The sequence below is a fragment of the Micromonospora sp. NPDC005257 genome, from assembly GCF_042872445.1.
Taxonomy (GTDB): domain Bacteria; phylum Actinomycetota; class Actinomycetes; order Mycobacteriales; family Micromonosporaceae; genus Micromonospora.
This window is the reverse complement of sequence record NZ_JBIAKL010000019.1, coordinates 24,030-48,974: the sequence shown is the minus strand read 5'-3', so window position 1 is coordinate 48,974 and position 24,945 is coordinate 24,030. Positions and strand designations below refer to the sequence as shown.

Below are 24,945 nucleotides of genomic sequence, written 5' to 3'. Positions count from 1 at the left end.
GGGAGCGCTCCCATGGATAAACGACAATGTAATGCGCCGTTCATCACAGGGGAAGAGGGCGCTGATCCGGGACACCCGGGCGTACTCATGGGTAACCATCGGGAGCTGGATCACATCATAGATGCGTATGGATATAGAGCCCGCTCTTTCCCAGCTCAGGGGCATCGTCGCGATGTCGAATGCGTCCGGGAGGGCACCGGCGGCGGCTCGGCCGTCCTGGCATACGAGCGTACGGTTGCCCGGCTGTTCGGCCCCGCGGGACAGTACGCCTGACCTGCGGTGCCATCGACGCCGCCGCTCCCCGGACGACACTGAGGAGATCGCGATGGCTCTACGACTCGCCGAAGGCACCTCCTGGTCCGACACGCTCGCCCGGGCGGTGGCCGCCACACCCGAGGCGTTCGGCACCGGCCCCGACGGCGCCACGACGCTGCACAACCTCGTTCAGGGCGACTGGCGCGCGCTCGGCACGCCCACCGCCGTCCGTACCCCTGTGGACAACACGGTGCTGGTCGGCCTGGCCCGGCTCGACGCCGACACCGCGCGCGCCGCCGTCGCCCACGCCGCCGCGGCGCACCGGGAGTGGGCACAGACCCCGCTGGCCGAGCGCACAGCCCGGGTCACCGACGCGGTCGACGCGCTCACCGCGCACCGCGACCTGCTCGCCCTGCTGCTGGTCTGGGAGATCGGCAAGCCGTGGCGGCTGGCCTGCGCCGACGTGGACCGCGCGCTGGACGGCGTGCGCTGGTACGTGCAGGAGATCGAGCGGATGCTCGCCGACGGCCGGGAGCCGCTGCCCGGCCCGGTCAGCAACATCGCCTCCTGGAACTACCCGATGAGCGTGCTGGTGCACGCCGAGCTGGTGCAGTTGCTCGCCGGCAACGCGGTGATCGCCAAGACGCCGTCGCAGGGCGGCGCGGTCTGCCTCACCGTCGCGCACGCGCTGATGCGCCGCGCCGGGCTGCCCGCCACGCTGCTGTCCGGCAGCGGCGAGGAACTGTCCGAGGTGCTGGTCCGCGCGCCGGAGATCGGCGCGGTCGCGTTCGTCGGCGGGCGCTCCAACGGCGGCAAGGTCGCCGCCGCGCTGCTCGACTGCGACAAGCGGCACTTCATCGAGCAGGAGGGCCTGAACGCCTGGGGCATCTGGAACTACTCCCAGTGGGACACGCTGGCCGCACACCTGCGCAAGGGCTTCGAGTACGGCAAGCAGCGCTGCACCGCGTACCCCCGGTTCGTGGTCCAGCGCGACCTGGTCGACGAGTTCCTCGACATGTACCTGCCGGTGGTCCGCTCGATCCGATTCGGCCACCCACTCGCGGTGGACGAGACGTGGCGGGCCGGCGACCCGCTGCCGGAGCTGGACTTCGGGCCGCTGATCAGCGGCGCCAAGGCCGACGAGCTGCGCCGCAAGGTCGACGAGGCGGTACGCGGCGGCGCCGTGCCGCTGCACCGCGGCAAGCTGGACGGCGCGCCGTTCCTGGACGGGCAGGACACGTCCGCGTACGTCGCCCCGGCCGTGCTGCTGGCCCCGCCCGGCCGGTCCCGCCTCATGCACGCCGAGCCGTTCGGCCCGGTCGACACGATCGTCGTGGTGGACACCACCGACGAGCTGCTGGCCCAGATGAACGCCTCCAACGGCGCGCTCGTCGCGTCGCTCGCCTGCGACGACGAGGAACTCGCCGGCAAGCTGGCAGTGGACCTCCAGGCGTTCAAGGTGGGCATCAACAAGCCGCGCTCCCGGGGTGACCGGGACGAGCCGTTCGGCGGCCGGGGCGCGTCCTGGAAGGGCGCGTTCGTCGGCGGCGACCTGCTCGTGCAGGCGGTCACCGTCGGCGGTGACGGCCGGCTCTACGGCAACTTCCCCGACTACAGCAGCTACCCGGCCACCTGACCGCACACAGACGGGCGGGGCCCCCGCACCGGGAGCCCCGCCGTGTCACCGTCCTCCGTATCGGAGGTCGGCCCGGGTGGCGCGTGACCGCGCCGGTTCCGGCCGCCCGTCCGGACCTCTCGGGTGTGCCGCGCCGTTGCGGCGCACCTCCGGGGTCCGGCCGGTCGGCCGTCAGCTCAACTCGACCGCTGCGCGGGCACCGTCACCTCGGCCCGCGCGGCCGGCTCGACCGCCGGCCGTGGGGCCAGCGGCAGCGTCGCGGTCAGCACGCTGCCGTCGCGTTCCATCGCCACCGGCCGGTCCAGCCGGCGCAGCGTCCGCAGCATCGGCCTGTTCTCGGCCTGCACGTGCAGCAGCACGGCGGCGTATCCGGCCCGGTCGGCGTGGCCCAGCAGGCGGCGCAGCAGCGCCGAGCCGAGGCCCCGGCGCTGCCAGTCGTCGCGGACCAGCAGCGCCGCCTCGGCCTCGTCGCCCTCGCCGAGCAGGTTCGCCATCGCCACGACCGGCTCCGCCGCCCCGCCGGAGCCCGCCGTGGCGAGCAGGGTCACGCCCCGGGCCGGCTCCAGCAGCCGGCGCAGCCGGGCCGGCGACGGGTCCGCCGCCCCGCTCAGGTAGCGCCGCTGCCGGCTGCGCGCCGAGCAGGCGCCGTGCAGTTCGCGTACGCCGGGGACGTCCTCGGCGGTCGCGGCCCGCACCGACACCTCGCCGCCGTCCGGCAGCACCAGCGTGATCCGGTCGGCGTCCCGCCGGGCGAGCGTGGCCGCCAGCTCGACCAGGGCCTGCGCGCGGGCGTACTCGGCCGGGGTGAAGCTGGGCTCCCGCCGGTGCAGTTCGTGGGCGCCGCCGGCCGGGTCGGCGAGCACCATCGTGGTGCCGCCCACCCCGCCCGGCGCGGCGGGGGACGTCGGACGCCAGCTCACCGCGTCCGCGCCGAGCAGCGTCCGCAGCACCTCACCGGTCGCGTCCGGGTCGCGGACCAGCCGCCCGGCCAGCCCGAGCAGCCGGGTCGGCTCGTCGGCCAGCCCGCGCGCCCCGCTGCGCGCGACCCAGCAGTCCCGCCCCCGGCCCCGCTCCACGGCGGCCCGCAGCTCGGCCTCGGTCACCTGCTCGGGCGCGTCGACCAGGAAGTCGTCGACCGCGCCGGCCTCGGTGGTGTGCACCTGCACGCTGAGGATGTTGACCCCGCGCAACGCGAGGCTCGCCGTGAGCACCGACAGGTAGCCCGGCCGGTCGTCCACGGTGGCTCGGATCCGCCACAGCGCCATGGTTGTCTCCCTTCCTCGGCACCGACCATGCCGTCCGCCTGTTGCGGGCCCGTTGCCCCGGGGTGACGCCGGCCGTCCGGTCAGGTGACGGTGGTCACGGGCGGCGTGCCGACCAGATCCAGCCGGTCACCGAGGATCACCGCGCTGGCGCGGACGAGCTGGGCGAGCCGGTCCACCTCGGTGGAGTGGAACCCGGCGGCGGTGAGCGGCTCGCTGTGGTCGCGGGCGACCACGAGCACCAGCCCGGCCCGGCCGAACGGCGCCACCGCGTAGTGGTGCCCCTCCGGGCTGCTCATCGCGCGCGCCCGCAGCGGGGTCACCTCCGGCAGGCGCGGCGGCGCCGGCGCCCGCCAGCTCGCGTGCCCGATGGCCGCGACGCCGGCCTCGCCGCTGCGTGAGGCCCAGTCCAGGGGTACGACGGCGGCCACCGCCCAGTCCGCGGCGAGCAGCCCCGGCACCGCGTCGACAAGCGTGGCCATCCCGTCGACCGGGTTGGCCGCCACCTGGGCGAGCAGCTCGGCGTCCTGACCGGTGGTGGTGGGCGCGCCGATCGCGCGCCACACGCCGTCCACCCGGACGCCGGGTATCGCGGCCAGCCCGGCGAGCATCCGCTCCACCCGCGCCGCACCGGGCCAGACCACGGTGAAGTCGTCCACCGCCCGGCCGCCGAGCCGTTCCAGCACCACCACCTGCACGATGTCCGCGCCGGAGACGCCGAGTGTGCGGGCCACCTGGCCGAGCGTGCCCGGACGGTCCGGCAGGGTCACCCGAACTCTCAGCAGCATGTCTGATCCCCTCCGCTCGGCGGGCCGGCGGAGCGCCGGCAGGCTGGGGCCCAGCCTGCCGGCTGACCATTTCGCCCCTGTTGCAGGTGCATGTCCCGCCGGGAAAACCCGACCTTGACAACAAAGCTGAGCTGCCATCAACTAATCGGATGACCGATCCGGCCGCCGATGTCGCCGCGCCCTCGACCGGTCCGGCCCCGCGCGGGCTCGACCTCGACCGGCTCGCCGCCCATCTGGCCGTCCACCGGCCGGACCTGAGCGGGCCACTGTCGGCCCGGCTGATCGCCGGCGGCAAGTCCAACCTCACCTACCTGCTCCGCGCCGGTGACCGCGAGGTGGTGCTGCGCCGGCCGCCGCTGGGACACGTGCTGGCCACCGCGCACGACATGGCCCGGGAGCACCGGGTGATCTCGGCGCTCGCGCCGACCGGCGTACCGGTGCCGGAGGCGCTGCTGCTCTGCGCCGACGACAGCGTCGTCGGTGCGCCGTTCTACCTGATGGCGAAAGTCGACGGCGAGGTCTACCGGCGGCGGGAGCAGACCGACGCGCTCACCGGCGCCCAGCGGCGCGACCTCGCGATGGCGATGATGGACACGCTCGCCACGCTGCACCGGGTCGAGCCGGCCGAGGTGGGGCTGGCCGACTTCGGCCGTCCGGAGGGCTACCTGGCCCGGCAGGTACGCCGCTGGGCCGGCCAGCTCGACCGGTCCCGCAGCCGGCCGCTGCCCGGCATCGACGAGCTGCGCGACGCGCTGGCCGCCAGCGTGCCCGAGGGCGCGAACGCGGGCCGGATCGTGCACGGCGACTACCGGCTGGACAATCTGCTCGCCACCGTCGACCCGGTGGCCGTGCGGGCGGTGCTCGACTGGGAGATGGCCACGCTCGGCGATCCGCTGGCCGACCTCGGCCTGCTGCTGACGTACTGGGACGTGCTCGGCGACAGCGACCACGGCGAGGGCAACCCGGTGGCCGACGGCATCGGGCCGCGCGCCGGCTTCCCCACCGGCGCCGAACTGATCGAGCGGTACGCCGGGCGCAGTGACGTCGACGTCGGCCCGCTGCACTGGCACGTGGCGCTCGGCTGTTTCAAGCTCGCGGTGATCTGCGAGGGCATCCACTACCGGCACACGCTCGGGCAGACGCTGGGCGAGGGTTTCGACCGGATCGGCGACATGGTGGCGCCGCTCGTGGCACACGGGCTGCGCGCGGTGAGGGAGAGCTAGATGGAGTTCGCGTACGACGACCGGACGGTCGAGCTGCGGCAACGGCTGGAGGCGTTCCTCACCGAGTGCGTGTACCCGGCCGAGCCGGTGCACCACGAGCAGGTGCTCGCCGCCGGCGACGCGTGGGCCCGCCCGCCGGTCATGGAGGAGCTGAAGGCGCAGGCCCGGGAACGCGGGCTGTGGAACCTGTTCCTGCCCGACGCCCGCTACGGCGCCGGGCTGACCAACCTCCAGTACGCGCCGCTGGCCGAGCTGACCGGCCGCAGCCCGCACCTGGCGCCGGAGGCGCTCAACTGCGCCGCGCCGGACACCGGCAACATGGAGCTGCTGACCGAGTTCGGCTCAGAGGAGCAGCGCAAGCAGTGGCTCACGCCGCTGCTGGCCGGGGAGATCCGCTCCGCGTTCTGCATGACCGAGCCGGAGGTGGCCTCCTCCGACGCCACGAACATCGCCACCCGGATCACCCGCGACGGCGACCACTACGTGATCAACGGCCGCAAGTGGTGGTCGTCCGGGGCGATGGACCCGCGCTGCGAGATCTTCATCGTGATGGGCAAGACCGACCCCGACGCCGACCGGCACCGCCAGCAGAGCATGATCCTGGTCCCCCGGGACACCCCCGGCGTGACGGTACGGCGCGGGATGCGGGTCTTCGGCTACAGCCACGCCTCGCACGGCGGGCACGCCGAGATCGACTTCACCGACGTACGGGTGCCGGCGGACAACCTGATCGGCGAGGAGGGCACCGGCTTCGCCATCGCCCAGGCCCGGCTCGGCCCCGGCCGGATCCACCACTGCATGCGCCTGGTCGGCATGGCCGAGCGGGCCCTGGAACTGCTCTGCCGGCGAGCCCTCGACCGGGTCGCGTTCGGTCGTCCGCTCGCCGAGCAGGGCGTGGTACGCGACTGGATCGCCGAGTCCCGGGTGCGGATCGAGCAGGCCCGCCTGCTGGTGCTCAAGACCGCGTGGCTGATGGACACCGTCGGCAACAAGGGCGCGCACACCGAGATCCAGGCCATCAAGATCGCTACGCCGCTGATGGCCGAGTGGGTGATCGACAAGGCCATCCAGGCGTACGGCGGGGCCGGGGTCAGCCAGGACACCCCGCTGGCCGAGCTGTGGGCACAGGCCCGCACGCTGCGCCTGGCCGACGGCCCGGACGAGGTCCACCGCGCGTCGCTGGCCCGCCGCGAGCTGCGCCGCTGGGCCTGACCGCCGCGGCCGAGGGATGGGTCAGGCGGAGGCCCGGTGGATCAGTTCGGTGTCCAGCAGCACGTGCGGGGAGGGGACCTCCTCGCCGCGGATGCGGGAGACCAGCAGCCGGGCCATCTGCCGGCCCATCTCCTCCACCGGCTGGAACACGGTGGTCAGCGGCGGCTCGGCCTGGCGCGCGATCGGCGCGTCGTCGAAGCCGATCACCGCCACGTCCTCGGGCACCCGGCGGCCGGCCTCGCGCAACGCGCGCAGCGCGCCGAAGGCCATCAGGTCGGAGGCGACGAACACGGCGTCCAGTTCCGGGCAGACGTCGAGCAGCCGGCGCATGGCCGCGGTGCCGCTGCCCTCGCTGAAGTCCCCGTACGCGATCAGGCCTGGATCCACCCGGCCGCCGGCCGCGCGCACGGCCTCCCGGTAGCCGGAGAGCCGGGCCAGGCCGGCGCCCATGTCCTGCGGGCCGGCGATGGTCGCGACCCGCCGGCGGCCCTTGCGGAACAGGTGCTCGACCGCCTGCCGCGCGCCGCCGACGTTGTCCATGTCGACGAACCAGGCCGGCTGCGCGTTCGGGTGCAGCATCCGGGCCGGGCGGCCACCGAGCACCGTCGGCAGGCCGCGCTCCTCCAGTAGCGTGGGCAGCGGGTCGGAGTCGTGCAGGGAGAGCAGGAGTACGCCGTCCACGTGCTGGTTGGTCAGGTGGTGCTCCACCCGTTCCCGCTCGATCGGCGACTGCACCATGGCCAGCCAGAGCTGCATCGGCGTCTCCACCAGCCCGGAGCTGACACCCCGGACGATGGCCGCGAAGAACGGCTCGGTGAAGACCCGCTCCCCCGACTCGGACACCACCAGGGCCACCGAGTCGGTCCGCTGGGTGACCAGCGCACGGGCGGCGCGGTTCGGGACGTACCCCAGCTCGGCGATGGCCTGCTGGACGGCGGCCCGCGCCTCCGGGCTGACCTGCGGCGAGCCGTTGACCACGCGGGAGACCGTGCCGCGCCCGACGCCGGCGCGAGCCGCGACCGCGTCGAGGGTCGGACGCCCGAGCGACCGGGTGCGCTGCGTTGTCATCGTCTGTGCTCCTCCGACGGTCGGGCGGACCCGGCACCGATTGGGGCGTCGGCGCCGGGCCGCCCGTTACTGGCTGGCCCAGCTTATTGTGCGGGCAGTCCGTTGCGTCGGATCACGTCGGCGTACCATCTGGCGCTTGACTTCGCGATCCGGGCCTGGCTGTCGTAGTCGACATAGACCATGCCGAACCGCTTCGTGTAGCCCCAGGCCCACTCGAAGTTGTCCATCAGCGACCAGGCGAAGTAGCCCTTGAGCGGCACGCCGGCCTCGATCGCGGCGTGCGCCGCGCGCAGGTGCGCGGAGAAGTAGGCCAGCCGGTCCGGGTCGTCCACCCGGCCGTCGACGAGTTCGTCGACGAACGCCGAGCCGTTCTCGGTGACGTAGAGCGGCAGGTCGGTGTACTCCCGGTGGACCCGCTCCAGCGTCTCCACCAGGCCGGGGGCGTCGATCTCCCAGTCCATGTCCGTCACCGGGACACCCCGGGTGACGAACCGGACATCCTCGCTGCCCGGCCAGCAGGACGGCGCCCGCCAGTAGGGCTCCGGCTCCGCGCCCTCGACCGGGGCGGCCACCACGTGCCGGCTGTAGTAGTTGACCCCGACCATGTCCAGCGGGGTGGAGATGGTCGCCAGGTCGCTGTCGCGCACGTGCCCCATGTCGGTGACGCCGCGCAGGTCGGCCACGAGGTCTTCCGGGTACGCGCCGCGCAGCACCGGGTCGAGGAAGAACCGGTTCGCCAGCGCGTCGATCCGGCGGGCCGCGTCGGCGTCCGCCGCCGACCCGGTGGCCGGGGTGACCGGATACAGGTTGACGGTGATGCCGATCTGCGCCTCCGGGCGGGCCGCGCGTACCGCCTGCACGGCCAGGCCGTGCCCGAGCATCAGGTGGTGCCCGGCCCGGACCGCGTCCGCGCCGTCCGAGCGGCCCGGCGCGTGCACGCCCGAGCCGTAGCCGAGGAACGCCGAGCACCACGGCTCGTTCAGCGTGGTGAAGTACTTCACCCGGTCACCGAGCGCCTCGGCGACCAGGTGGGCGTACTCGGCGAAGCGGCCGGCGGTGTCCCGGGCCGGCCAGCCGCCCGCGTCCTCCAGCGGCTGCGGCAGGTCCCAGTGGTAGAGCGTCAGCCAGGGCTCGATGCCGTGGCCGAGCAGCTCGTCGATCAACCGGCGGTAGAAGTCCATGCCCTCCTGGTTGATCCCGCCCGTGCCGCCCGGCTGCACCCGGGGCCAGCTCACCGAGAAGCGGTACGACCGCAGGCCCAGGTCGGCCATCAGCCGCACGTCGTCCGGCATCCGGTGGTAGTGGTCGCACGCCACGTCGCCGGTGTGCCCGGCCACCGTCCGGCCCTCGGTGTGGCTGAACGTGTCCCAGATCGACGGGGCACGGCCGCCCTCTGTCGCCGCGCCCTCGATCTGGTACGCGGCGGTGGCCGCGCCCCAGAGGAAGTCCGGCGGGAAGGTGAGGGCCGGACCGGCGTCGAGGACGCCGACGGCAGGCGGGCTTGCTGGGTTGCTCACGACTTGACGGCGCCTTCCATGATGCCGCCGATGATCTGGCGGCCGAACAGAACGAACACGATGAACAGGGGCAGGGTCGCGATCAACGTACCGGCGAAGATCTGCGAGTTGTCGGCGAAGTAGGCGGTGTTGAGGCTGCGCAGCGAGATCTGGACGGTCGGGTTGGACGGGTCCGCCAGCACCACGAACGGCCAGAAGAACTGGTTCCACTGCTCCATGAAGGTCAGCAGACCCAGCACCGCGGCGGCCGGACGCAGCGCGGGGACCACCACGTGCCAGTACACCCGCCACGTGGAGCAGCCGTCCACCCGAGCAGCCTCGATCAACTCGTTCGGTACCGCCTGTTCGGCGTACTGGCGCATCATGAAGATGCCGAAGCCGCCGATCAGGAACGGAACGGTCACCGACGGCATCGTGTTCAGCCACTCGAGCTTGGCCATCAGGATGTACAGCGGCAGCACGCCGAGCTGGATCGGCACCATCATCGAGGTGAGGATGATCAGCAGCAGCGCGTTCTTGCCCCGGAAGCGCAGCTTGGCGAACGCGAAGCCGGCCAGCGAGCCGAAGAACACGGTCGCGACGGTGATCGTCCCGGAGACCAGGAACGAGTTCATCAGGCCCTTGACGATGTTGGCGTCGCTGTTGGCGAGCACCCGCTCGATGTTCTCGCCGAGCTTGCCGCCGGGCAGGAACGGCGGCGGCCAGGAGTTGGCCGCGTCGTTCGTCCGGCTGGCGATCACGATCATCCAGTAGAACGGGAACAGGGAGAGCAGCACGCCGAAGATCAGGCCGATCATGGTGAGCGGGCTGGCCTTCCAGAGCCGCTCGGCCCGATGGGTGGTCTTCACCGGCGGGCTCTGCCGGGTGGGCGGGCGGACGGCGGTGGTCGTCATCTCGTCACCTCACTTGTCGGAGCTGATGCGGCGGGCGAGCAGGTAGTTGATCGCCGACATCAACGCGATGAGCACGAAGAGCACGAGCGCGACCGCTCCGGCGTAACCCCACCTGAAGCGCTGGTTCATCACGTCGAGCAGGTACATCGTGATGGTCTGGAACTGGCCCTCCGAACCGCCGGAGAGACCGCCCGAGCCGCTGGTGAACAGCAGGGGCTCGGTGAACAACTGGAGGCCGCCGATGGTGGAGATGATCAGCGTGAAGATGATCGTGGGGCGCAGCTGCGGGACCGTGATGGACCAGAACTGGCGCCGCCGGGAGGCGCCGTCCAGCGCCGCGGCCTCGTACATGTCCTTGCTGATCGACTGCATGGCGGCCAGGTAGATCAGCGCGTTGTAGCCGACCCAGCGCCAGTCGACCATGGTGGAGATGGCGAACCACGAGGCGAAGCGGTTCGCCCGCCAGTCGATCGGATCCAGGCCGACGCTGTCGAGCAGCCAGTTGACCAGGCCGAAGTCCTTGGCGTAGATCATCGAGAAGATCAGCGCGACCACGGCGGTCGAGGTGATGATCGGCATCGCGATGGCCATCCGGAAGAACGTCTGCGCGCGCAGCTTCCGGTTCAGCGCGTTGGCGAGCATCAGCGCCAGCAGCAACTGGGGCACCGTGGAGAGCAGGAACATGCCGAAGGTGTTGACCACCGCGTTCCAGAACTGCGGGTCCTGGGTGATCAGTTCGACGAAGTTGTCCATCCCGACGAAGGAGATCGTCGAGTTCAGCGGCGACCGGTCGGTCAGCGCGATCCAGACCGTGTACGCGATCGGGTACACGCCGAACACGGCGAAGATCACGAAGAACGGCAGGACGTACAGGTACGGCGAGTACTTCAGGTCCAGGCGCGTCAGGGAGGCGGAACGGCGGCGCGAATGACGGGCGGCGCGCGGCGGGCCGGGTTCGGGCGGCGCCGCGGCGTGCAGGTCGAGGCTCATGGGGAGTCCTTCTCCTCGGCCGGCGTCACCCGCCACACGGGCGACGCCGGACTCTGCGGGCACCGCGGGTGGCGCCGGCAGCCGGGGCTGCCGACGCCACCCGCGGGCGGCTCAACCGGTCACTTACCGGCAGCCGCACCGTTCTTCAGGGCCGTCTGCCACTGCTCGCCGGCCGACTTGCCCTGCTCCACGGCGCGCAGGCTGTTCTCCACAGCGGTGCGGACCGCGTTGTTCTTCGGGCCGAGGTAGACCGGCTTCAGGTCGGTGGCGCCGGTGGCGAAGATCTTGCCGACCGGGGCCTTGCTGAAGTACTCGTTGGTCGAGTCGGCCACGGCCGGGTCGGTGAGCGCCTGCGGGTTCGAGGGCAGGTTGCCGACCGCCTTGTACGCGCCGATCTGACCCTTCGCGCTGGTCAGGAACTTGGCCAGCTCCGCGGCCTCCTTCTGGTGCTTGCTCGACTTCGGCACGCCGAGGAAGGAGCCGCCCCAGTTGCCACCGGCGCCCGGCGCCTTGGCGATGTCCCACTTGCCGGCCGCCGCGTCACCGGCCTGGCCCTTGATGACACCGGTCATCCAGGCGGGGCAGGCGATGGTGGCGAAGGTGCCGTTCTTGAAGCCGGCGTTCCACTCGTTGGAGAACGACTGGAGGTTGTTGGACAGCCCCGCGGCGATCATCTTGGTGGTGAGGTCGTACGCGGTCTTCACGTCCGGGTTCTGGTCGATGACCATCTTGTTGCTCTTGTCGTAGTACGTGTAGCCGCTGCCCTGGCCGGCGACCTGCATCAGCACCACGTTGAAGAAGTTGGTCGCCGAGTCGACGAACTTGTGCTTCTTGTCGGCGCCGGCGAACTTCTGGCCGGTGGCGATGAACTCGTCCCAGGTCGGCCAGAGCGCGCCGACCTGCTCGCGGTCGGTGGGCAGCCCGGCGGCCTTGAACAGGTCGCTGCGGTAGCACAGCGCCATCGAGCCGACGTCGGTGCCGAGGCCCAGCACCTTGCCGTCCGGGGTGGTGCCCTGCTCCCACTTCCACGGCAGGAAGTTGCCCTTGAGGTCGTTCGCGCCGTGGTCGGCCAGGTTCACGAACTTGTCGGCCTGGGCGTAGAACTGGACGATGGTGCCCTCTTCCAGGGCCACCACGTCGCCGGCGCCCGACCCGGCGGTGATCTGCTGGGTCAGGCGGGTGTTGTAGTCACCGAGGCCGAGGCCCTTGCCCCGCTCCTGGATCTTGACGTTCGTGTGCTCCGCTTCGTACTGCTTGTACAGCTCTTCGTAGCCGAAGCCCTGGTCGCCGAAGACGTCGACGACGAGGGTGATCGGGCCGTCGCTGCCGCCGCTGCCGTTGCTGTCCGAGTCGTCGCTACAGGCGGCGGTGGTGCCGAGCACGACGACGGACGCGAGCGCGATGGCCGCGAAGCGCCGACGACGGATTGGGACGCTCATCCGAGACCCCTCTTTCGGTGGTGAGGCGATATCTGCTGTGTGGTGGGGGTGCGTGTCGCGCGGGCCGGAGCGGGCAGGAACGAGATCCGCACCACTCCCGGGAGCGCTCCCATGAGGTTGCCGGGAGGTGACAGGGGTGTCAATAGACCGTTGGGAGCGTTCCCATTTCGTTACCGCCTGGACGCTCGGCCCCTCGCGGAGCCCGCTGGCAGCGGCACTGCCTGCCCTGCCGTCAGCGGCGGGGCGGCACCGTGGTCAGCAGCAGCGGCGCAGCAGGACGGTGGCGCGGACCGGATCGAAGGCGGCCGGATCGAACGCCACGCCGGCCCACTCGCGCATGGCCAGGTGCTCCGGATGCGCCGGGTCGGCGAGCGCGGCCAGCAGGACCGCGTAACCGGCCGTGCCGCCCACGTCCTCGGGCGGGCACGCGCGCTCGCCGTCCAGACAGACCGGATAGCGCTCGTCCGGGTCGGCGGCGCAGCAGTCCTCCACCACCAGGTCGTGCTGCCACCAGTCGCCGAAGTCGTAGGTGTAGCGGAACCGGTCGCCCTTGCCCACGAGCGCGTCCAGCCGGACGTCCAGCTCGTCGCGCAGCGCCAGTTCGCCGTCCGGGTCGGGCTCGCCGTACTGCCGGCCGCCGACGTCGAACGAGTGCAGGTGGCAGTCGCGCCAGCCCATCGCGTGCTGGATCACCCGGTGCAGCCGGTCCAGGCTGAAGCCGCCGGGCACCAGCACCCGCCGCCACACCGGCGGCCGGACGCCGGCCAGCGACACCTTGAGCTGGAAGATCTGACGCGACACGACGTCCCGTCCTTCCTGGGCCTAGGCTGCCAGCATGATCTGCCGAGCCTGCCGGGAACGGCGGCACGACGACTGTCCCGGCCGGAAGTGGTGCGACTGCCAGCACCGTACCCCCGAACCCACCCCTCCGGTCACCGGTCCGGCCGGCGAATGAGCGTCGGAACCCCGATCGAACGGATCTGGCCCGCACCCGCCACCGGCGCGCTCACCGATCCGCAGCTCACCGCGCTCTACGGCCGGGCGGGCCACCCGCACCTGCGGGTCAACTTCGTCGCCAGCGCCGACGGCGCGGTCACTCTGGACGGCTACTCCGCCGGGCTCTCCGGCGAGCCGGACAAGCGGGTCTTCGGGCTGCTGCGGATGCTCTGCGACGCCCTCGTGGTGGCCGCCGGCACGCTGCGGCACGAGGGCTACCGGGCCGTGCGGCTGAGCCCGCAGCGCCGGGCCTGGCGCCGCGAGCGGGGACTGGCCGAGTACCCGACGCTCGTGGTCGTCTCCGGCTCGCTCGCCCTCGACCCGGCGCAGGCCGCCTTCGCCGACGCGCCGGTCCGGCCGATCGTGCTCACCCACGCCGGCGCCGTGCCGCCGCCCGGCCTGACCGACGTGGCCGACGTGGTCCGCTGCGGCACCGACCGGGTCGACCTGGCCGCCGGCCTGGCCGAGCTGCGCCGACGCGGGCTGGACCAGTTGCTCTGCGAGGGCGGCCCGCACCTGTTCGGCGCGCTCACCGCGGCGGACCTGGTCGACGAGCTGTGCCTGACGGTGGCGCCGCTGCTCGCCGGCGCCGGTCCGGGCCGGATCACCGCCGGGGACGCCGGCGTCCCGCGCCACCTGCCGCTGTGTCACGTGCTGGCCGCCGCCGACGGGGTGCTGATGCTGCGCTACGCACGCGACCCCGCGCAGACTCCGCCCGCCGGTTCCGCTCCCGCCGCCTGAGCGACTCCGCACCGCACCGTGCTCGGGCGGGCCGGACACGGAGGAAACACACGCACCGTGGCCGGGCGGATTCGGGCGGCTACCCTTCGGCGCACGGGTGGCGTGGCGTCCGCCGCGTCGCGTGGCAACCTGTCGCATCCCTCGGGCAGGATGCACGACGTGCACCGCCAACGGTACGACCAGCCGACCGGAGACCGCCGATGACCGACGACCAGCTCGACGGGCCCGGCGAGGGTGTCGGCCGGGTGCTCGGCACCGCCGACGCCACCCCGCTCACCTTCTGGACGGCTGTCGCGCCGGGCAGCTACCTGCAACTGGACGACGTGGTGGTGACCCGCCGCGATCTGCCCGACCGTGAGCCGGTGACGATCGCCGGGGTGGTGACCCAGGTGCGGGCCCGGCACGAGGGGGCGCAGTTCGACTCCGACGTCTTCGCCATCGCCGAGGGCACGCTGCCGGCGCAGGTGCAGGAGGCGGCCGAGGTGACCACGACGCGGGTCGACCCGGAGTTCTACGTGCCGCCGACGCCGGGCGCGGTGGTGCACCGGGCCGAGGGCGACGCGCGGGCGCGGGCGTTGCACTTCGACCGGATGGAGCGGCGGATCCCGATGGGGATGGGCCGCGACGGCGTGCCGGTCTACCTCAACGCCGACTTCCTCGACGGCACCCGGGGCGCACACGTGTCGATCTCCGGCATCTCCGGTGTCGCCACCAAGACGAGCTTCGCCACGTTCCTGCTCTACTCGGTGTTCCGCTCCGGCGTGCTGGGCGGCGACGCGGTGAACGCGAAGGCGCTGATCTTCAACGTCAAGGGCGAGGACCTGCTCTTCCTCGACCACCCGAACAGCCGGCTCGACGACCCGACCCGGGCGGCGTACGCGAAGCTGGGCCTGGACGCCGGGGCGTTCCCGGACGTGCGGGTGTACGCCCCGCCGCGGGTCGGCGACTCCTCCGGCACGCCGGATGTGAGCAGCCGGCTCACCGGCGTGGACAGCTTCTACTGGACGCTGTCCGAGTTCTGCGCCGACCGGCTCCTGCCGTACGTGTTCGCCGACGCCGACGACGAGCGCCAGCAGTACACGATGGTGGTCCACTCGGTCGCCGCGCACCTGGCCCGCTACGCCCAGCCGGCCGACGGCGGGGTGAGCATCGACGGCGTGCGGCTCGGCTCGTACGCCGATCTGGTCGACCACGTGGTCGAGCAACTCAACGACGACGAGACGCGCGGCGAGTGGGCCGGCAGCGCGGTCGGGCTGGGCACCGTGAACGCGTTCGCCCGCCGGCTCATCGGCAGCAAGAAGGACCTGGGCCGACTGATCCGGGGCGATCTGGCGAGCCGCCGCCCGCACTCGATCAACACGGCGGAGAGCGCCCAGGCCACCGTGGTCGACCTGCACAACCTGCCGGATCGTGCGCAGCGGTTCGTGGTCGGTGTGACGCTCAAGAGCGAGTTCGAGCGCAAGGAGAAGGCGGGCACGGCCAAGCCGCTGCTGTTCGTCGTGCTCGACGAGCTGAACAAGTACGCGCCGCGGGAGGGCTCGTCGCCGATCAAGGAGGTGCTGCTCGACATCGCCGAGCGGGGCCGCTCGCTGGGTGTGATCCTGGTCGGCGCGCAGCAGACCGCGAGCGAGGTGGAACGGCGGATCGTCACCAACTCGGCGATCCGGGTGGTGGGCCGGCTCGACCCGGCCGAGGCGTCCCGCCCGGAGTACGGCTTCCTGCCGCCCGCCCAGCGGCAGCGGGCGTTGCTCGCCAAGCCGGGCACGATGTTCGTCAACCAGCCGGACATCCCGGTGCCGCTCTGCCTGGAGTTCCCGTTCCCGGCGTGGGCCACCCGGGTCTCGGAGGCGGGCCGCGCGCCCTCGGAGACGCTACGGTCGATCACCCAGGCCGCCGATCCGTTCGCGGTGGTCGGCTCCGGCTCCTCCGACGACGACATCCCGTTCTAGGCGGCACCCAGATGAAGATCCTGCACACCTCCGACTGGCACGTCGGCAAGGTCCTCAAGGGGCAGTCCCGGGCCGAGGAGCACAAGCAGGTCCTCGCCCAGGTCATCGAGATCGCCCAGCGCGAACGGCCCGACCTGGTGATCGTCGCCGGTGACCTGTACGACACGGCCGCCCCCACCCCGGAGGCCACCCGGCTGGTCACCCGGGCGCTCACCGCGTTGCGGCGGACCGGGGCGGACGTGGTGGCGATCGGCGGCAACCACGACAACGGCGCGGCGCTGGACGCGCTGCGCCCGTGGGCCGAGGCCGCCGGGATCACACTGCGTGGCAGCGTGCGGGAGAACCCGGACGAGCACGTCGTCGACGGGGTCACCGCCGGTGGGGAGCGCTGGCGGCTCGCCGCGCTGCCGTTCCTGTCCCAGCGGTACGCGGTGCGCGCGGTCGAGATGTACACGCTCACCCCGGCCGAGGCCAACCAGACGTACGCCGACCACCTGGGCCGGGTGCTGGAGCGGCTCGCCGAGGGGTTCACCGAGCCGGACCGCGTGCACCTGGTCACCGCCCACCTCACTGTGGTCGGGGCGAGCACCGGCGGCGGCGAGCGGGACGCGCACACGGTGCTGGGGTACGCGGTGCCGGCCACCGTCTTCCCCGGCAACGCGCACTACGTGGCGCTGGGTCACCTGCACCGCTCGCAGCGGGTCATCGGCCCGTGCCCGATCCGCTACAGCGGCAGCCCGCTCGCCGTCGACTTCGGCGAGCAGGAGAACGTCTCCTCGGTGACGATCGTGGAGGTGACCGCGACCACCGCCGCCCGCATCCGGGAGGTGCCGGTGCCGGGTGCGGTGCCGCTGCGCACGGTACGCGGCACGCTCGCGCAGCTCGCCGAGGTCGAGGCGCCGGAGGGCTGGCTGCGCGTCTACGTCCGGGAGCAGCCCCGGGCCGGGCTGCGCGAGGAGGTGCAGGAGCTGCTGCCCCGGGCGCTGGAGATCCGGATCGACCCGGACCTGGTGCCCGCGCCGGGCAGCGGCACCCGGACGGCCCAGCGGGCCGGCCGGTCGCCGGGCGAGTTGTTCGGCGACTACCTGGACAGCCGCGGGCACGCCGACGAGGGTGTCCGGGAACTCTTCGACGAGCTGCTCGAGGAGGTGGAGCACTGATGCGGCCGATGCGGCTGGACATGGCCGGGTTCACGGTGTTCCGCGACGAGACGACTGTCGACTTCACCGACGCGGACTTCTTCGCGCTGGTCGGGCCGACCGGTTCGGGCAAGTCGACGGTGCTCGACGCGATCTGCTTCGCGCTCTACGGCACGGTGCCGCGCTGGGGCGGCGCCCGGGGGCTGGCGAACGCGCTGGCGCCGTCGGCGACCGAGGCGCGGGTGCGCCTGGTCTTCGAGTCCGCCGGGGACCGCTACGTGGCGACCCGGGTGGTCCGGCGCGACGGGCGGGGCACTGTGAAGACGGCCAACGCCGGTCTGCAGCTCATGCCGCCGGGCTTCGACGTCACCAAGCTCGACACCGGGCTCAGCCCGGAGGATCTGGGCGAGGTGGTGGCGGGCACCCCGGCCGAGATGGAACAGGCGGTGCTGGACGCGGTGGGGCTGCCGTACGAGCAGTTCACCTCGTGCGTGGTGCTGCCACAGGGGCAGTTCGCCGACTTCCTGCACGCCAAGCCGGCCACCCGCCAGCAGATCCTGGTGAACCTGCTGGGCCTGGGCGTCTACGAGAACGTGCAGAAGAAGGCCGTCGAGCGGGCCGGGCAGGCCGAGGCGAAGCTGGAGACGGTCGACAAGATGCTCGGCGGGCTCGCCGACGTCGACGACGACAGCCTGGCCACGGCCCGGGAGCGGGTGGACGCGATGCGCGAGCTGGCCGCCGCGGTCGCTGCCGCCGTACCCGAGTGGGAGCGGGCCCGGGCGACGGCGGGTGAGCGGGCCGCCGCGCTGGCCGCCCTCGACGCCGAGCTGGGTGTGCTGGCCGGGGTGCGGCCGCCGGACGGCACGGCCGAGCTGGCGCGGGCGGTGGCGGCGGCCCGGGTGGCCGCCGACGAGGCGGCGGGCGCGGTCGGGCTGGCCGAGGAGCGCGAGGAGAAGCTGCGCGGGGAGCTGGCCGCCGCCGGTGACGAGAGCGCGCTGCGGTTGCACCTGAAGGCGTACGCGGACCGGGACCGGCTGACCGCGGAGGCGGCGACGGTTCGCGCGGCGGTGGACGCGGCGCGCGCCGAGCACGACGCGGCGGTGGCGGCGCTGGCGGCGGCGCGGACGGACGCGCAGCGGGCCGAGACGGAGCTGGAGTCGGCATTCCGCGCGCACGAGGAGGCGAAGGCCGCCGACCAGGCGGTGGCGCTGCGGGCGCACCTGGTCGGCGGTGCGCCCTGCCCGGTGTGCGAGCAGCCGGTCACCACGGTGCCGGCGGTGCCGAAGGGTTCGGCGGTGAGCCGGGCGATCGAGGCGGGCAAGGCGGCGCGGGCGGCGAGCGAGGCGGCCAGGCGGGTCGAGCAGGAACGCGACGCCGCGGCCCGTGACCTGGACCGGGTGCTGCTGCGCGCCCGTACCCAGCACGACCAGCTCGGCGCGCGCCTGGCCGAGCTGGATGAGCAGCTCGCGGACGCGCCGGCGCCGGAGCGGCTGCGCGAGTCGCTGGCCGAGCACGCGCGACTGCGTACCGCGCTGGAGGAGGCGGCGGGCGCCGTGCGGGCCGGCCGGGAGGCGGCCCGGCGGGCGCGGGGCTCGCTCGACGCGGCGCAGGAGCGGCTGCGCCGGGCGTGGCGCGACTTCGACGCGGTCCGGGACGGGCTGGCCCGGTTCGGGCCGCCGGCCGCCGACCGGGACGACGTGGCGGCGGCCTGGGCGGTGCTGGCCGGCTGGGCCGGTGAGCAGGCGCAGGCGCGGCGCGCGGAGCGGGACGGGCTGGCGGCGTCGGTGGAGGCGGCGCAGCGGGCCGCGGCCGAGGTCGCGGATGGGATCGCCGCGTTGTTCACCGCGGCCGGGCTGGACGCACCGCAGGACGCGCCGCGCGACGTGGCGGTGGCGGTGGAGCGGGCCGAGGCCGAGTTGCGCCGCCTCGACGAGCGCCGCGAGCAGGCCGCCGGGCTGCGGGAACAGCGGGCCGGGCACGAGCACGAGGCGCGGGTCGCCCGGGCGCTCGCCTCGCACCTGCGGGCGAACAACTTCGAGCGCTGGCTGCTCACCGAGGCGCTGGACCTGCTGGTCGACGGCGCGTCGCGGATCCTGCGGGAGCTGTCCGGCGGGCAGTACGACCTGGTCCACGACAAGGGTGAGTTCTTCGTGGTGGATCACTACGACGCAGGGCTGCGGCGCGGGGTGCGGACGCTGTCCGGCGGGGAGACGTTCCAGGCGTCGCTGGCGCTCGCGCTGGCGCTGTCCGAGCAGCTCGCCGGCATGTCCACCACCGCCGCGAGCCTGGAGTCGATCGTGCTGGACGAGGGCTTCGGCACGCTCGACGCGGCGACGCTGGACACGGTCGCGGCGACGTTGGAGAACCTGGCCGCCCGGGGCGACCGGATGGTCGGCGTGGTCACCCACGTGCCGGCGCTGGCCGAGCGCATCCCGGTCCGGTTCGAGGTCCGCAAGGACGCGCGGACGGCCCGCGTGGAACGGACCGGCCTGTGACCGGCACGGCCCGGCGGAGCGCCGCGTGACCGGGCCGTCGCCGGCGTTCTTCGTCGACGCCTGGGATCCGTCGTACGGCGCGTCGTTCGAGGCGGCGGGCGGTTCCGGGCCGGCCGCGCCGAGCAGCGCCCAGGTCGACGCCGACGTCGAGCTGCCGGCCACCGACTGGCGGGCGATCGGCCGCCGCGCGGACGTGCGGTCGCCGGACGTGGTGCTGCTTGTCGACGGGGTACGCCGGATCGACGCCAGCGTCTGGACGGCCGAGGAGGACGGCGGCTCGTTCCCCGGCATCGCCGCCTCGTACGCGGCCGGTGTGGTGCGCTGCGACCTGGACCGGGGCGTCGCCGAGCTGGCCGGCGCCCGGGTGGGCCGGGGCCTGTTCACGGCGAGCCCGTCGGCGCAGGACGTGGTCGCCGGGTCGGTCCGCTACCCGGTGCACCGGGTCAGCGGCACCGGTGAGCTGAGCAAGCTGCCCGCGGCGGTGCAGGCGCCGCTGACCGCGCTGGAGGTGGCCGTCTCCGACGCGGTACGCACCGACGGCGACCTGCTGGTGGTGGACGGCCCGCTGCGCAGCCGACGCAACCTGCCGCGCACGCTCGGGTACATCAAGACGCAGCACAGCCAGTATCTCGACGCCCGGCTCACCGCCGTGGTGACCGGGCTGGCGCCGGGTGAGCGCTGCCCGGTGTTCCGGCTGGGCACCGCGTGGGGCGGCTGGTCGTGGTATCTGCGGCTGCCGGTGCGCGCCGGTGCGCCGTGGGCGGGCATCGTGCGGGTGGAGTGCTCGGCCGACCTGACCGTGCCGGAGGCGGTGGCGCTGGCCGACCTGTCGCTGGTGACGCTGCCCCGGTTCGCCTCCACGCCGTACAAGGATCCGCGTGCCCCGCAGAACCTGGTGCCGATCGCCGGGCTGGAACGGCGGCTGCGCGGGATGCTCGGCGACGCGCGCCTGCTGCACCGGGTGCTCACCGGCGCGGCGCGCGGGATGCGGCGCTGATGGGCCGGCGACGCGACTCCGACCGGGTGGTGGCCGACGTCGACACCGGGCGGGCCGAGCTGGTGCCGGACCTCGACCGTCCGGGTTCGTGGACGCTGCTGCTGGACGGCGCGCCGCAGTCGCATGTGGACCTGACCGACCCGGCGCACCTGGAGTTCGAGTACGTCCGGCGGCTGGCCGCCGCGTTGGACCTGGTCGCGCCGGCCGGCGCACCGCTGCGGGTGCTGCACCTGGGCGGCGGCGCGCTCACCCTGCCCCGCTACGTGCAGGCCACCCGGCCGGGTTCGACCCAGCGGGTGTCCGAGCTGGACGGCTCGCTCGTCGAGCTGGTCCGCCGCGAGCTGCCCTGGCCGTCGGATCCACGCCTGAAGGTCCGGGTGGCCGACGCGCGGGCGACGCTGACGTCGAGCCGGGACGGCGCGTACGACGTGATCGTCGCGGACGTGTTCGCGGGCGCCCGTACCCCGGCGCACCTGACCTCTGTGGAGTACGCCGCCGAGGTGGCCCGGGTGCTCGCGCCCGGCGGCAGCTACCTGGCGAACGTGGCCGACGGCCCGCCACTGCGGCACGCCCGGTCGCAGGTCGCCACCGTGCGGACCGTGCTGCCCCGGGCCTGCCTGGTCGGCGACGCGGCGGTGCTGCGCGGCCGACGCTACGGCAACCTGGTGCTGGTGGCGTCCCGGGTGGAGCCGCCGGTGCCGGAGCTGACCCGGCGGGCGGCGGGCGACTGGTTCCCCGGCCGGGTGCTGGCCGGCGCCGAGCTGGACCGGTTCACCGCCGGCGCCGCTGTGGTCCACGACGCGGACGCCGTCGACTCCACTCCCCCACCGCCGGGAATTTTCTCGGTCAAACGTTGATCCGATCGGCTGGTCGCTGCGTACCACCGGGCGGCCATGCCCGTGGGGGCCGGCTGATGTGATCGGACAGCGGAGGTCTGCATGCATGCGGTGGCGGCCGGCTGGCACGGCGAGGTGGCGCGGCCCGAGTGGATGTTCGCCCGGGCGCAACCACACTCGCGCGCCTCGCGTTCGGGCCGGGGGGTCGACGCCCGGTCCACCGATCGCCAGAATGACCCGGTGCCGCCGCGACCCGCTCCCGGACGCCACCAGGCGAGCTCCGCCGAGGCCAGCCACTCCGACCAGTTGATCCGCCTGCTGTACGCCGAGCACGCCGGCCCGCTGCTGATGTTCGTGATGCGGCTGACCGGCGGGGACCGGCAGCGCGCCGAGGACATCGTGCAGGAGACGCTGCTGCGGGCCTGGCGCAACGCGCACCGCCTCGGCGTGCAGGGCCAGGGCTCGCTGCGCCCCTGGCTGGTCACTGTGGCCCGGCGGATCGCCATCGACGAGCACCGCAGCGAGCAGGCCCGCCCGCCCGAGACGTACGACCGGGATCTGACCATGTTCGCCGAGTCGGACAGCACCGATCGGGTGCTGCGCACGATGACCGTCGCGGACGCGCTGCGTACGCTGAGCCAGTCGCACCGGGAGATCCTGGTGGCGACGTACTTCCGGGGGCGCACCGTGCCGGAGGCGGCCGAGGAGCTGGGGCTTCCGCTCGGCACCGCCAAGTCGCGGGTCTACTACGCGCTGCGCGCGCTGCGCACGGCTCTGCAGGAGAGGGGGGTGACCGAATGAGCCGGGCCGATCACATGGACGTCGCCGCGTACGCGCTCGGCGTGCTGGATCCGCAGGACACAGAGCGCTTCGAGGAGCATCTGGCCACCTGCTGGGCCTGCGCGGCGGAACTGGAGACGATGGTCCCGGTGGTGGGGCTGCTCTCCGGCATCGACGGCGAGGCGATGGCCGCGCTGGAGCAGACGCACACCGATCCGGCGCTGCTGGACCGGACGCTGATGGCGGTACGGCGGGACCGCCGTCGTACCCGGGTGCGTCAGCTGCTGGCGACCGCGGCGGCCGTGGTGGTGTTCGGCGGCGCGAGCGCGGCGGCGGCCGGGATGCTCAGCGACGATCCGGCACCGCCGCAGGCGGTGCCGACGCAGGCCGCGCCGTCCGTGGCGCCGAGCGGCGAGCCGGGCGACCCGAACGACCCGGGCCTCGGGGGGCCCGAGGGCATCGAGGGCGACCAGCACAACGCGACCGACCCGGGTACCGGCGTGCAGACCACGATGTGGCTGGCCCGCAAGGAGTACGGCACGCAGGTCGGGGTGCTGCTCAGCCGCCTGCCGGGGCCGCGCACGTGCCGGCTGGTGGTGGTCCGCAAGAACGCCACGAGCGAGGTGATCTCCACCTGGTCGGTGCCGGTCGGCGGCTACGGGACGAACCAGAACCAGCTTCCGCTACAGCTGAGCGCGTCCACGTCGGCCCCGGTGCGCGACATCGACAAGCTCCAGGTGCAGTCGGTCGACGCGAACGGGGTGGCCAGCACGCTGGTGACGGTGGACGACATCTGATCGGTGGTGCCGACGGCGCCGGGTGGCTCGGCCACCCGGCGCCGTCGTGTCATGCCCGGGCCGGCGGGCCCCCTCGTGCTGACGCACGCAGCGGAACGCCCATCGGTTCAATCGGCCCACTGTGAAATGTGCCACCGTTGCCGGTTCAACCTTGACAGTGCCGCGCCCGTACTACTCGGCGAACTGCCAAGAACGAGGAGGGCACGTGGCACACCACAAGCGGACGATCGTCATCGTCGCGAGCGCGATGGTCGCACTTACGGCCTGCGCCCCAGCAGGCTACAACGGGGCGAACTCGGGCGCGGCCGAGCCGGTCGCCGTCGCCGCGGCCGAGCCCACCGCGGCGGCCGAGCCGGAGGCGTCGGCGGCTCCCGAGGAGGAGCCGGTGGCCGACAAGGCGCCCCCGGCCAACGTGAAGATCACCGACGAGCTGGTCGGCAAGAAGCTGCCCCGGATGGGTCGCGTCGTCACCGACCAGGACGGCTGGGTGCTGTACCGGTTCGACAAGGACTCCGCCGACCCGCCGCAGTCCAACTGCGTGGACAAGTGCGCCGAGGTCTGGCCGCCGTCGCTCACCGACGGCAACCCGAAGCTGCGTGGCGTCTCCGACGACAAGGTCGGCACCATCACCCGCCAGGACGGCACCCGGCAGCTCACCGTCGGCGGCTGGCCGGTCTACCGCTACATCGGCGACAAGAAGCCGGGCCAGTGGAAGGGCCAGGGCGTCGGCGGCACCTGGTTCGTGGTCGACCCGAACGGCAAGAAGAACCTGACCTGCCTGCCGACCGGCACGCCCAAGCCGGTCGCGCCGCCCGCGGCGGGCAGCTCGAACAGCTCCGGCGGCGGCTCGGACTACTCGTACTGAGGCGCCAGGACACGGTGACCGACCGCCGCCGGGGAGGGCGCGGCCGGTCACCGTCGCGGACCCGGGAGGCGGGGCGTACCGGCATCGGCCCGCCTCCCGGCACGCGGGGCGTGCCCGGCGTGACGGCCGGGTCGCGTGGCAGAGTGGCCCTGTGACCTCGCCCGACGCCCGCCGCACGCTGCGCCCGCCGGCCGGCTACCGGCTGGCCGCCTCGGTGCGGGCGCTCACCTTCAGCCCGTACGACCCGTGCGCGCGGATCGCCGCCGGCACCTTCTGGTGGGCCACCCGCACCCCGGACGGCCCGGCCACGCTGGCGCTGCGACCGGAGACCGGCGAGCTGCTGGCCGAGGGGTACGGCCCGGGGGCGGCCTGGGCGGTCGACCGGGCCGACCGGATCGCCGGGCTGTGCGACGACCTGACCGGGTTCGCCGCGCTGGCCGCCGCGCACCCGCTGGTGGCCCGGCTGGCCCACACGCACCACGGGCTGCGGATGCCCGCCACCGGGCAGATCTTCCCCCGGCTGCTGCGGGCGGTCTTCGAGCAGAAGGTCACCGGCAAGGAGGCGTACCGGGCGTACGCCGCTACCGTGCGGCACTTCCGGGAGCCCGCGCCCGGCCCGCTGCAACCGCTGCTGCTGCCGCCGGAGCCGGCCGCGGTGGCGACCACGCCGTACTGGGTGTTCCACCCGTTCGGAGTGGAGCAGCGCCGCGCCGACACGCTGCGCCGCGCGGCGGCCGTCGCGGACCGGCTGGAACGCTGCGCCGACTCGGCGGAGGCCACCCGGCGGCTCACCGCGATTCCCGGGATCGGGCCGTGGACCGCCGCCGAGGTGGTGCGGATCGCGTACGGGGATCCGGACGCGGTGAGCGTCGGCGACTACCACGTGCCGAACACGGTGGCGTGGGCGCTCGCCGGTGAGCCGCGCGGCGACGACGCCCGGATGCTGGCGCTGCTGGAGCCGTTCCGGGGGCACCGGGGCCGGGTGTGCGTGCTGCTGGAGGCGGCGGGCGTCCAGGCCCCGAAGTACGGCCCGCGCACCCCGATCCGCTCCTTCGCCCGCTACTGAC

At 73.6% G+C, this 24,945-nt stretch carries 21 protein-coding genes; 13 read left to right on the top strand and 8 right to left on the bottom strand.

The genetic code is table 11. The annotated features are described in order from the left end of the window. The first annotated feature begins 325 nt into the window (after positions 1-325). The gene (locus tag ACFYO8_RS28470) at positions 326-1,891 is read left to right on the top strand and encodes an aldehyde dehydrogenase family protein (RefSeq protein WP_354865309.1); all 1,566 of its coding nucleotides are present in this window, start codon (positions 326-328) and stop codon (positions 1,889-1,891) included. Positions 1,892-2,067: 176 nt separating this feature from the next. Here the strand turns inward: ACFYO8_RS28470 and ACFYO8_RS28465 are convergent, their stop codons facing one another. Continuing rightward, a complete protein-coding gene (locus tag ACFYO8_RS28465) occupies positions 2,068-3,156 on the bottom strand; it encodes a GNAT family N-acetyltransferase (RefSeq protein ID WP_354865311.1) in 1,089 nt (362 codons plus the stop codon). Between the two features lie 80 nt (positions 3,157-3,236). After that, positions 3,237-3,941 carry an amino acid-binding protein gene (locus tag ACFYO8_RS28460; RefSeq protein WP_354865313.1) on the bottom strand — a complete coding sequence of 235 codons (705 nt, stop codon included), beginning with the start codon at positions 3,939-3,941 and terminating at the stop codon, positions 3,237-3,239. 149 nt (positions 3,942-4,090) lie between these two features. On the opposite strand from ACFYO8_RS28460, the gene ACFYO8_RS28455 reads away from it, so the two are divergent. Further along, positions 4,091-5,164, top strand: coding sequence for a phosphotransferase family protein (locus ACFYO8_RS28455; protein ID WP_354865315.1), 1,074 nt, complete (start codon positions 4,091-4,093; stop codon positions 5,162-5,164). Beyond that, on the top strand, positions 5,165-6,376 hold the full coding sequence (locus tag ACFYO8_RS28450) for an acyl-CoA dehydrogenase family protein (protein ID WP_354865317.1): 1,212 nt from the start codon (positions 5,165-5,167) through the stop codon (positions 6,374-6,376). A 21-nt stretch (positions 6,377-6,397) separates the two neighbouring features. Here the strand turns inward: ACFYO8_RS28450 and ACFYO8_RS28445 are convergent, their stop codons facing one another. The 6 genes from ACFYO8_RS28445 to ACFYO8_RS28420 all read right to left on the bottom strand — a co-directional run bounded on the left by ACFYO8_RS28445 (position 6,398) and on the right by ACFYO8_RS28420 (position 13,084). Further along, complete coding sequence (locus ACFYO8_RS28445; RefSeq protein WP_354865319.1) at positions 6,398-7,444, bottom strand: LacI family DNA-binding transcriptional regulator; 1,047 nt, start codon at positions 7,442-7,444, stop codon at positions 6,398-6,400. Between the two features lie 83 nt (positions 7,445-7,527). Then, entirely contained in the window at positions 7,528-8,961 is a 1,434-nt protein-coding gene (locus tag ACFYO8_RS28440) for a GH1 family beta-glucosidase (protein WP_354865321.1), read from the bottom strand. Next, positions 8,958-9,758, bottom strand: coding sequence for a carbohydrate ABC transporter permease (locus tag ACFYO8_RS28435; protein WP_354865982.1), 801 nt, complete (start codon positions 9,756-9,758; stop codon positions 8,958-8,960). The genes ACFYO8_RS28440 and ACFYO8_RS28435 overlap by 4 nt, the downstream gene beginning before the upstream one ends. Positions 9,759-9,863: 105 nt before the next feature. Continuing rightward, the gene (locus ACFYO8_RS28430) at positions 9,864-10,844 is read right to left on the bottom strand and encodes a sugar ABC transporter permease (protein ID WP_354865323.1); all 981 of its coding nucleotides are present in this window, start codon (positions 10,842-10,844) and stop codon (positions 9,864-9,866) included. A gap of 119 nt (positions 10,845-10,963) precedes the next feature. After that, positions 10,964-12,283: an extracellular solute-binding protein gene (locus ACFYO8_RS28425; RefSeq protein WP_354865325.1), complete on the bottom strand. Its 1,320-nt coding sequence runs from the start codon at positions 12,281-12,283 to the stop codon at positions 10,964-10,966. Positions 12,284-12,538: 255 nt separating this feature from the next. Beyond that, on the bottom strand, positions 12,539-13,084 hold the full coding sequence (locus ACFYO8_RS28420; RefSeq protein WP_354865327.1) for a plasmid pRiA4b ORF-3 family protein: 546 nt from the start codon (positions 13,082-13,084) through the stop codon (positions 12,539-12,541). A 150-nt stretch (positions 13,085-13,234) separates the two neighbouring features. Here ACFYO8_RS28420 and ACFYO8_RS28415 point away from each other — a divergent pair, with 150 nt between their 5' ends. The 10 genes from ACFYO8_RS28415 to ACFYO8_RS28370 all read left to right on the top strand — a co-directional run bounded on the left by ACFYO8_RS28415 (position 13,235) and on the right by ACFYO8_RS28370 (position 24,944). Beyond that, a complete protein-coding gene (locus ACFYO8_RS28415; protein ID WP_354865329.1) occupies positions 13,235-14,020 on the top strand; it encodes a pyrimidine reductase family protein in 786 nt (261 codons plus the stop codon). 200 nt (positions 14,021-14,220) lie between these two features. Then, a complete protein-coding gene (locus ACFYO8_RS28410) occupies positions 14,221-15,969 on the top strand; it encodes an ATP-binding protein (RefSeq protein ID WP_357711361.1) in 1,749 nt (582 codons plus the stop codon). 11 nt (positions 15,970-15,980) lie between these two features. Further along, complete coding sequence (locus ACFYO8_RS28405; RefSeq protein ID WP_354865333.1) at positions 15,981-17,129, top strand: exonuclease SbcCD subunit D; 1,149 nt, start codon at positions 15,981-15,983, stop codon at positions 17,127-17,129. Beyond that, a complete protein-coding gene (locus ACFYO8_RS28400) occupies positions 17,129-19,603 on the top strand; it encodes an SMC family ATPase (RefSeq protein ID WP_354865335.1) in 2,475 nt (824 codons plus the stop codon). The genes ACFYO8_RS28405 and ACFYO8_RS28400 overlap by 1 nt, the downstream gene beginning before the upstream one ends. 25 nt (positions 19,604-19,628) lie before the next feature. Further along, entirely contained in the window at positions 19,629-20,600 is a 972-nt protein-coding gene (locus tag ACFYO8_RS28395) for a hypothetical protein (RefSeq protein ID WP_354865337.1), read from the top strand. Continuing rightward, positions 20,600-21,457 carry a fused MFS/spermidine synthase gene (locus tag ACFYO8_RS28390; protein WP_354865339.1) on the top strand — a complete coding sequence of 286 codons (858 nt, stop codon included), beginning with the start codon at positions 20,600-20,602 and terminating at the stop codon, positions 21,455-21,457. Before ACFYO8_RS28395 ends, ACFYO8_RS28390 begins: the two co-directional genes overlap by 1 nt. 81 nt (positions 21,458-21,538) lie before the next feature. Beyond that, entirely contained in the window at positions 21,539-22,237 is a 699-nt protein-coding gene (locus tag ACFYO8_RS28385; protein WP_354865341.1) for a sigma-70 family RNA polymerase sigma factor, read from the top strand. Further along, positions 22,234-23,013, top strand: coding sequence for a zf-HC2 domain-containing protein (locus tag ACFYO8_RS28380; RefSeq protein ID WP_354865343.1), 780 nt, complete (start codon positions 22,234-22,236; stop codon positions 23,011-23,013). The genes ACFYO8_RS28385 and ACFYO8_RS28380 overlap by 4 nt, the downstream gene beginning before the upstream one ends. A 205-nt stretch (positions 23,014-23,218) precedes the next feature. After that, entirely contained in the window at positions 23,219-23,878 is a 660-nt protein-coding gene (locus ACFYO8_RS28375; protein ID WP_354865345.1) for a hypothetical protein, read from the top strand. A 151-nt stretch (positions 23,879-24,029) separates the two neighbouring features. After that, the gene (locus tag ACFYO8_RS28370) at positions 24,030-24,944 is read left to right on the top strand and encodes a DNA-3-methyladenine glycosylase 2 family protein (protein WP_354865346.1); all 915 of its coding nucleotides are present in this window, start codon (positions 24,030-24,032) and stop codon (positions 24,942-24,944) included. Position 24,945: the final 1 nt, after the last annotated feature.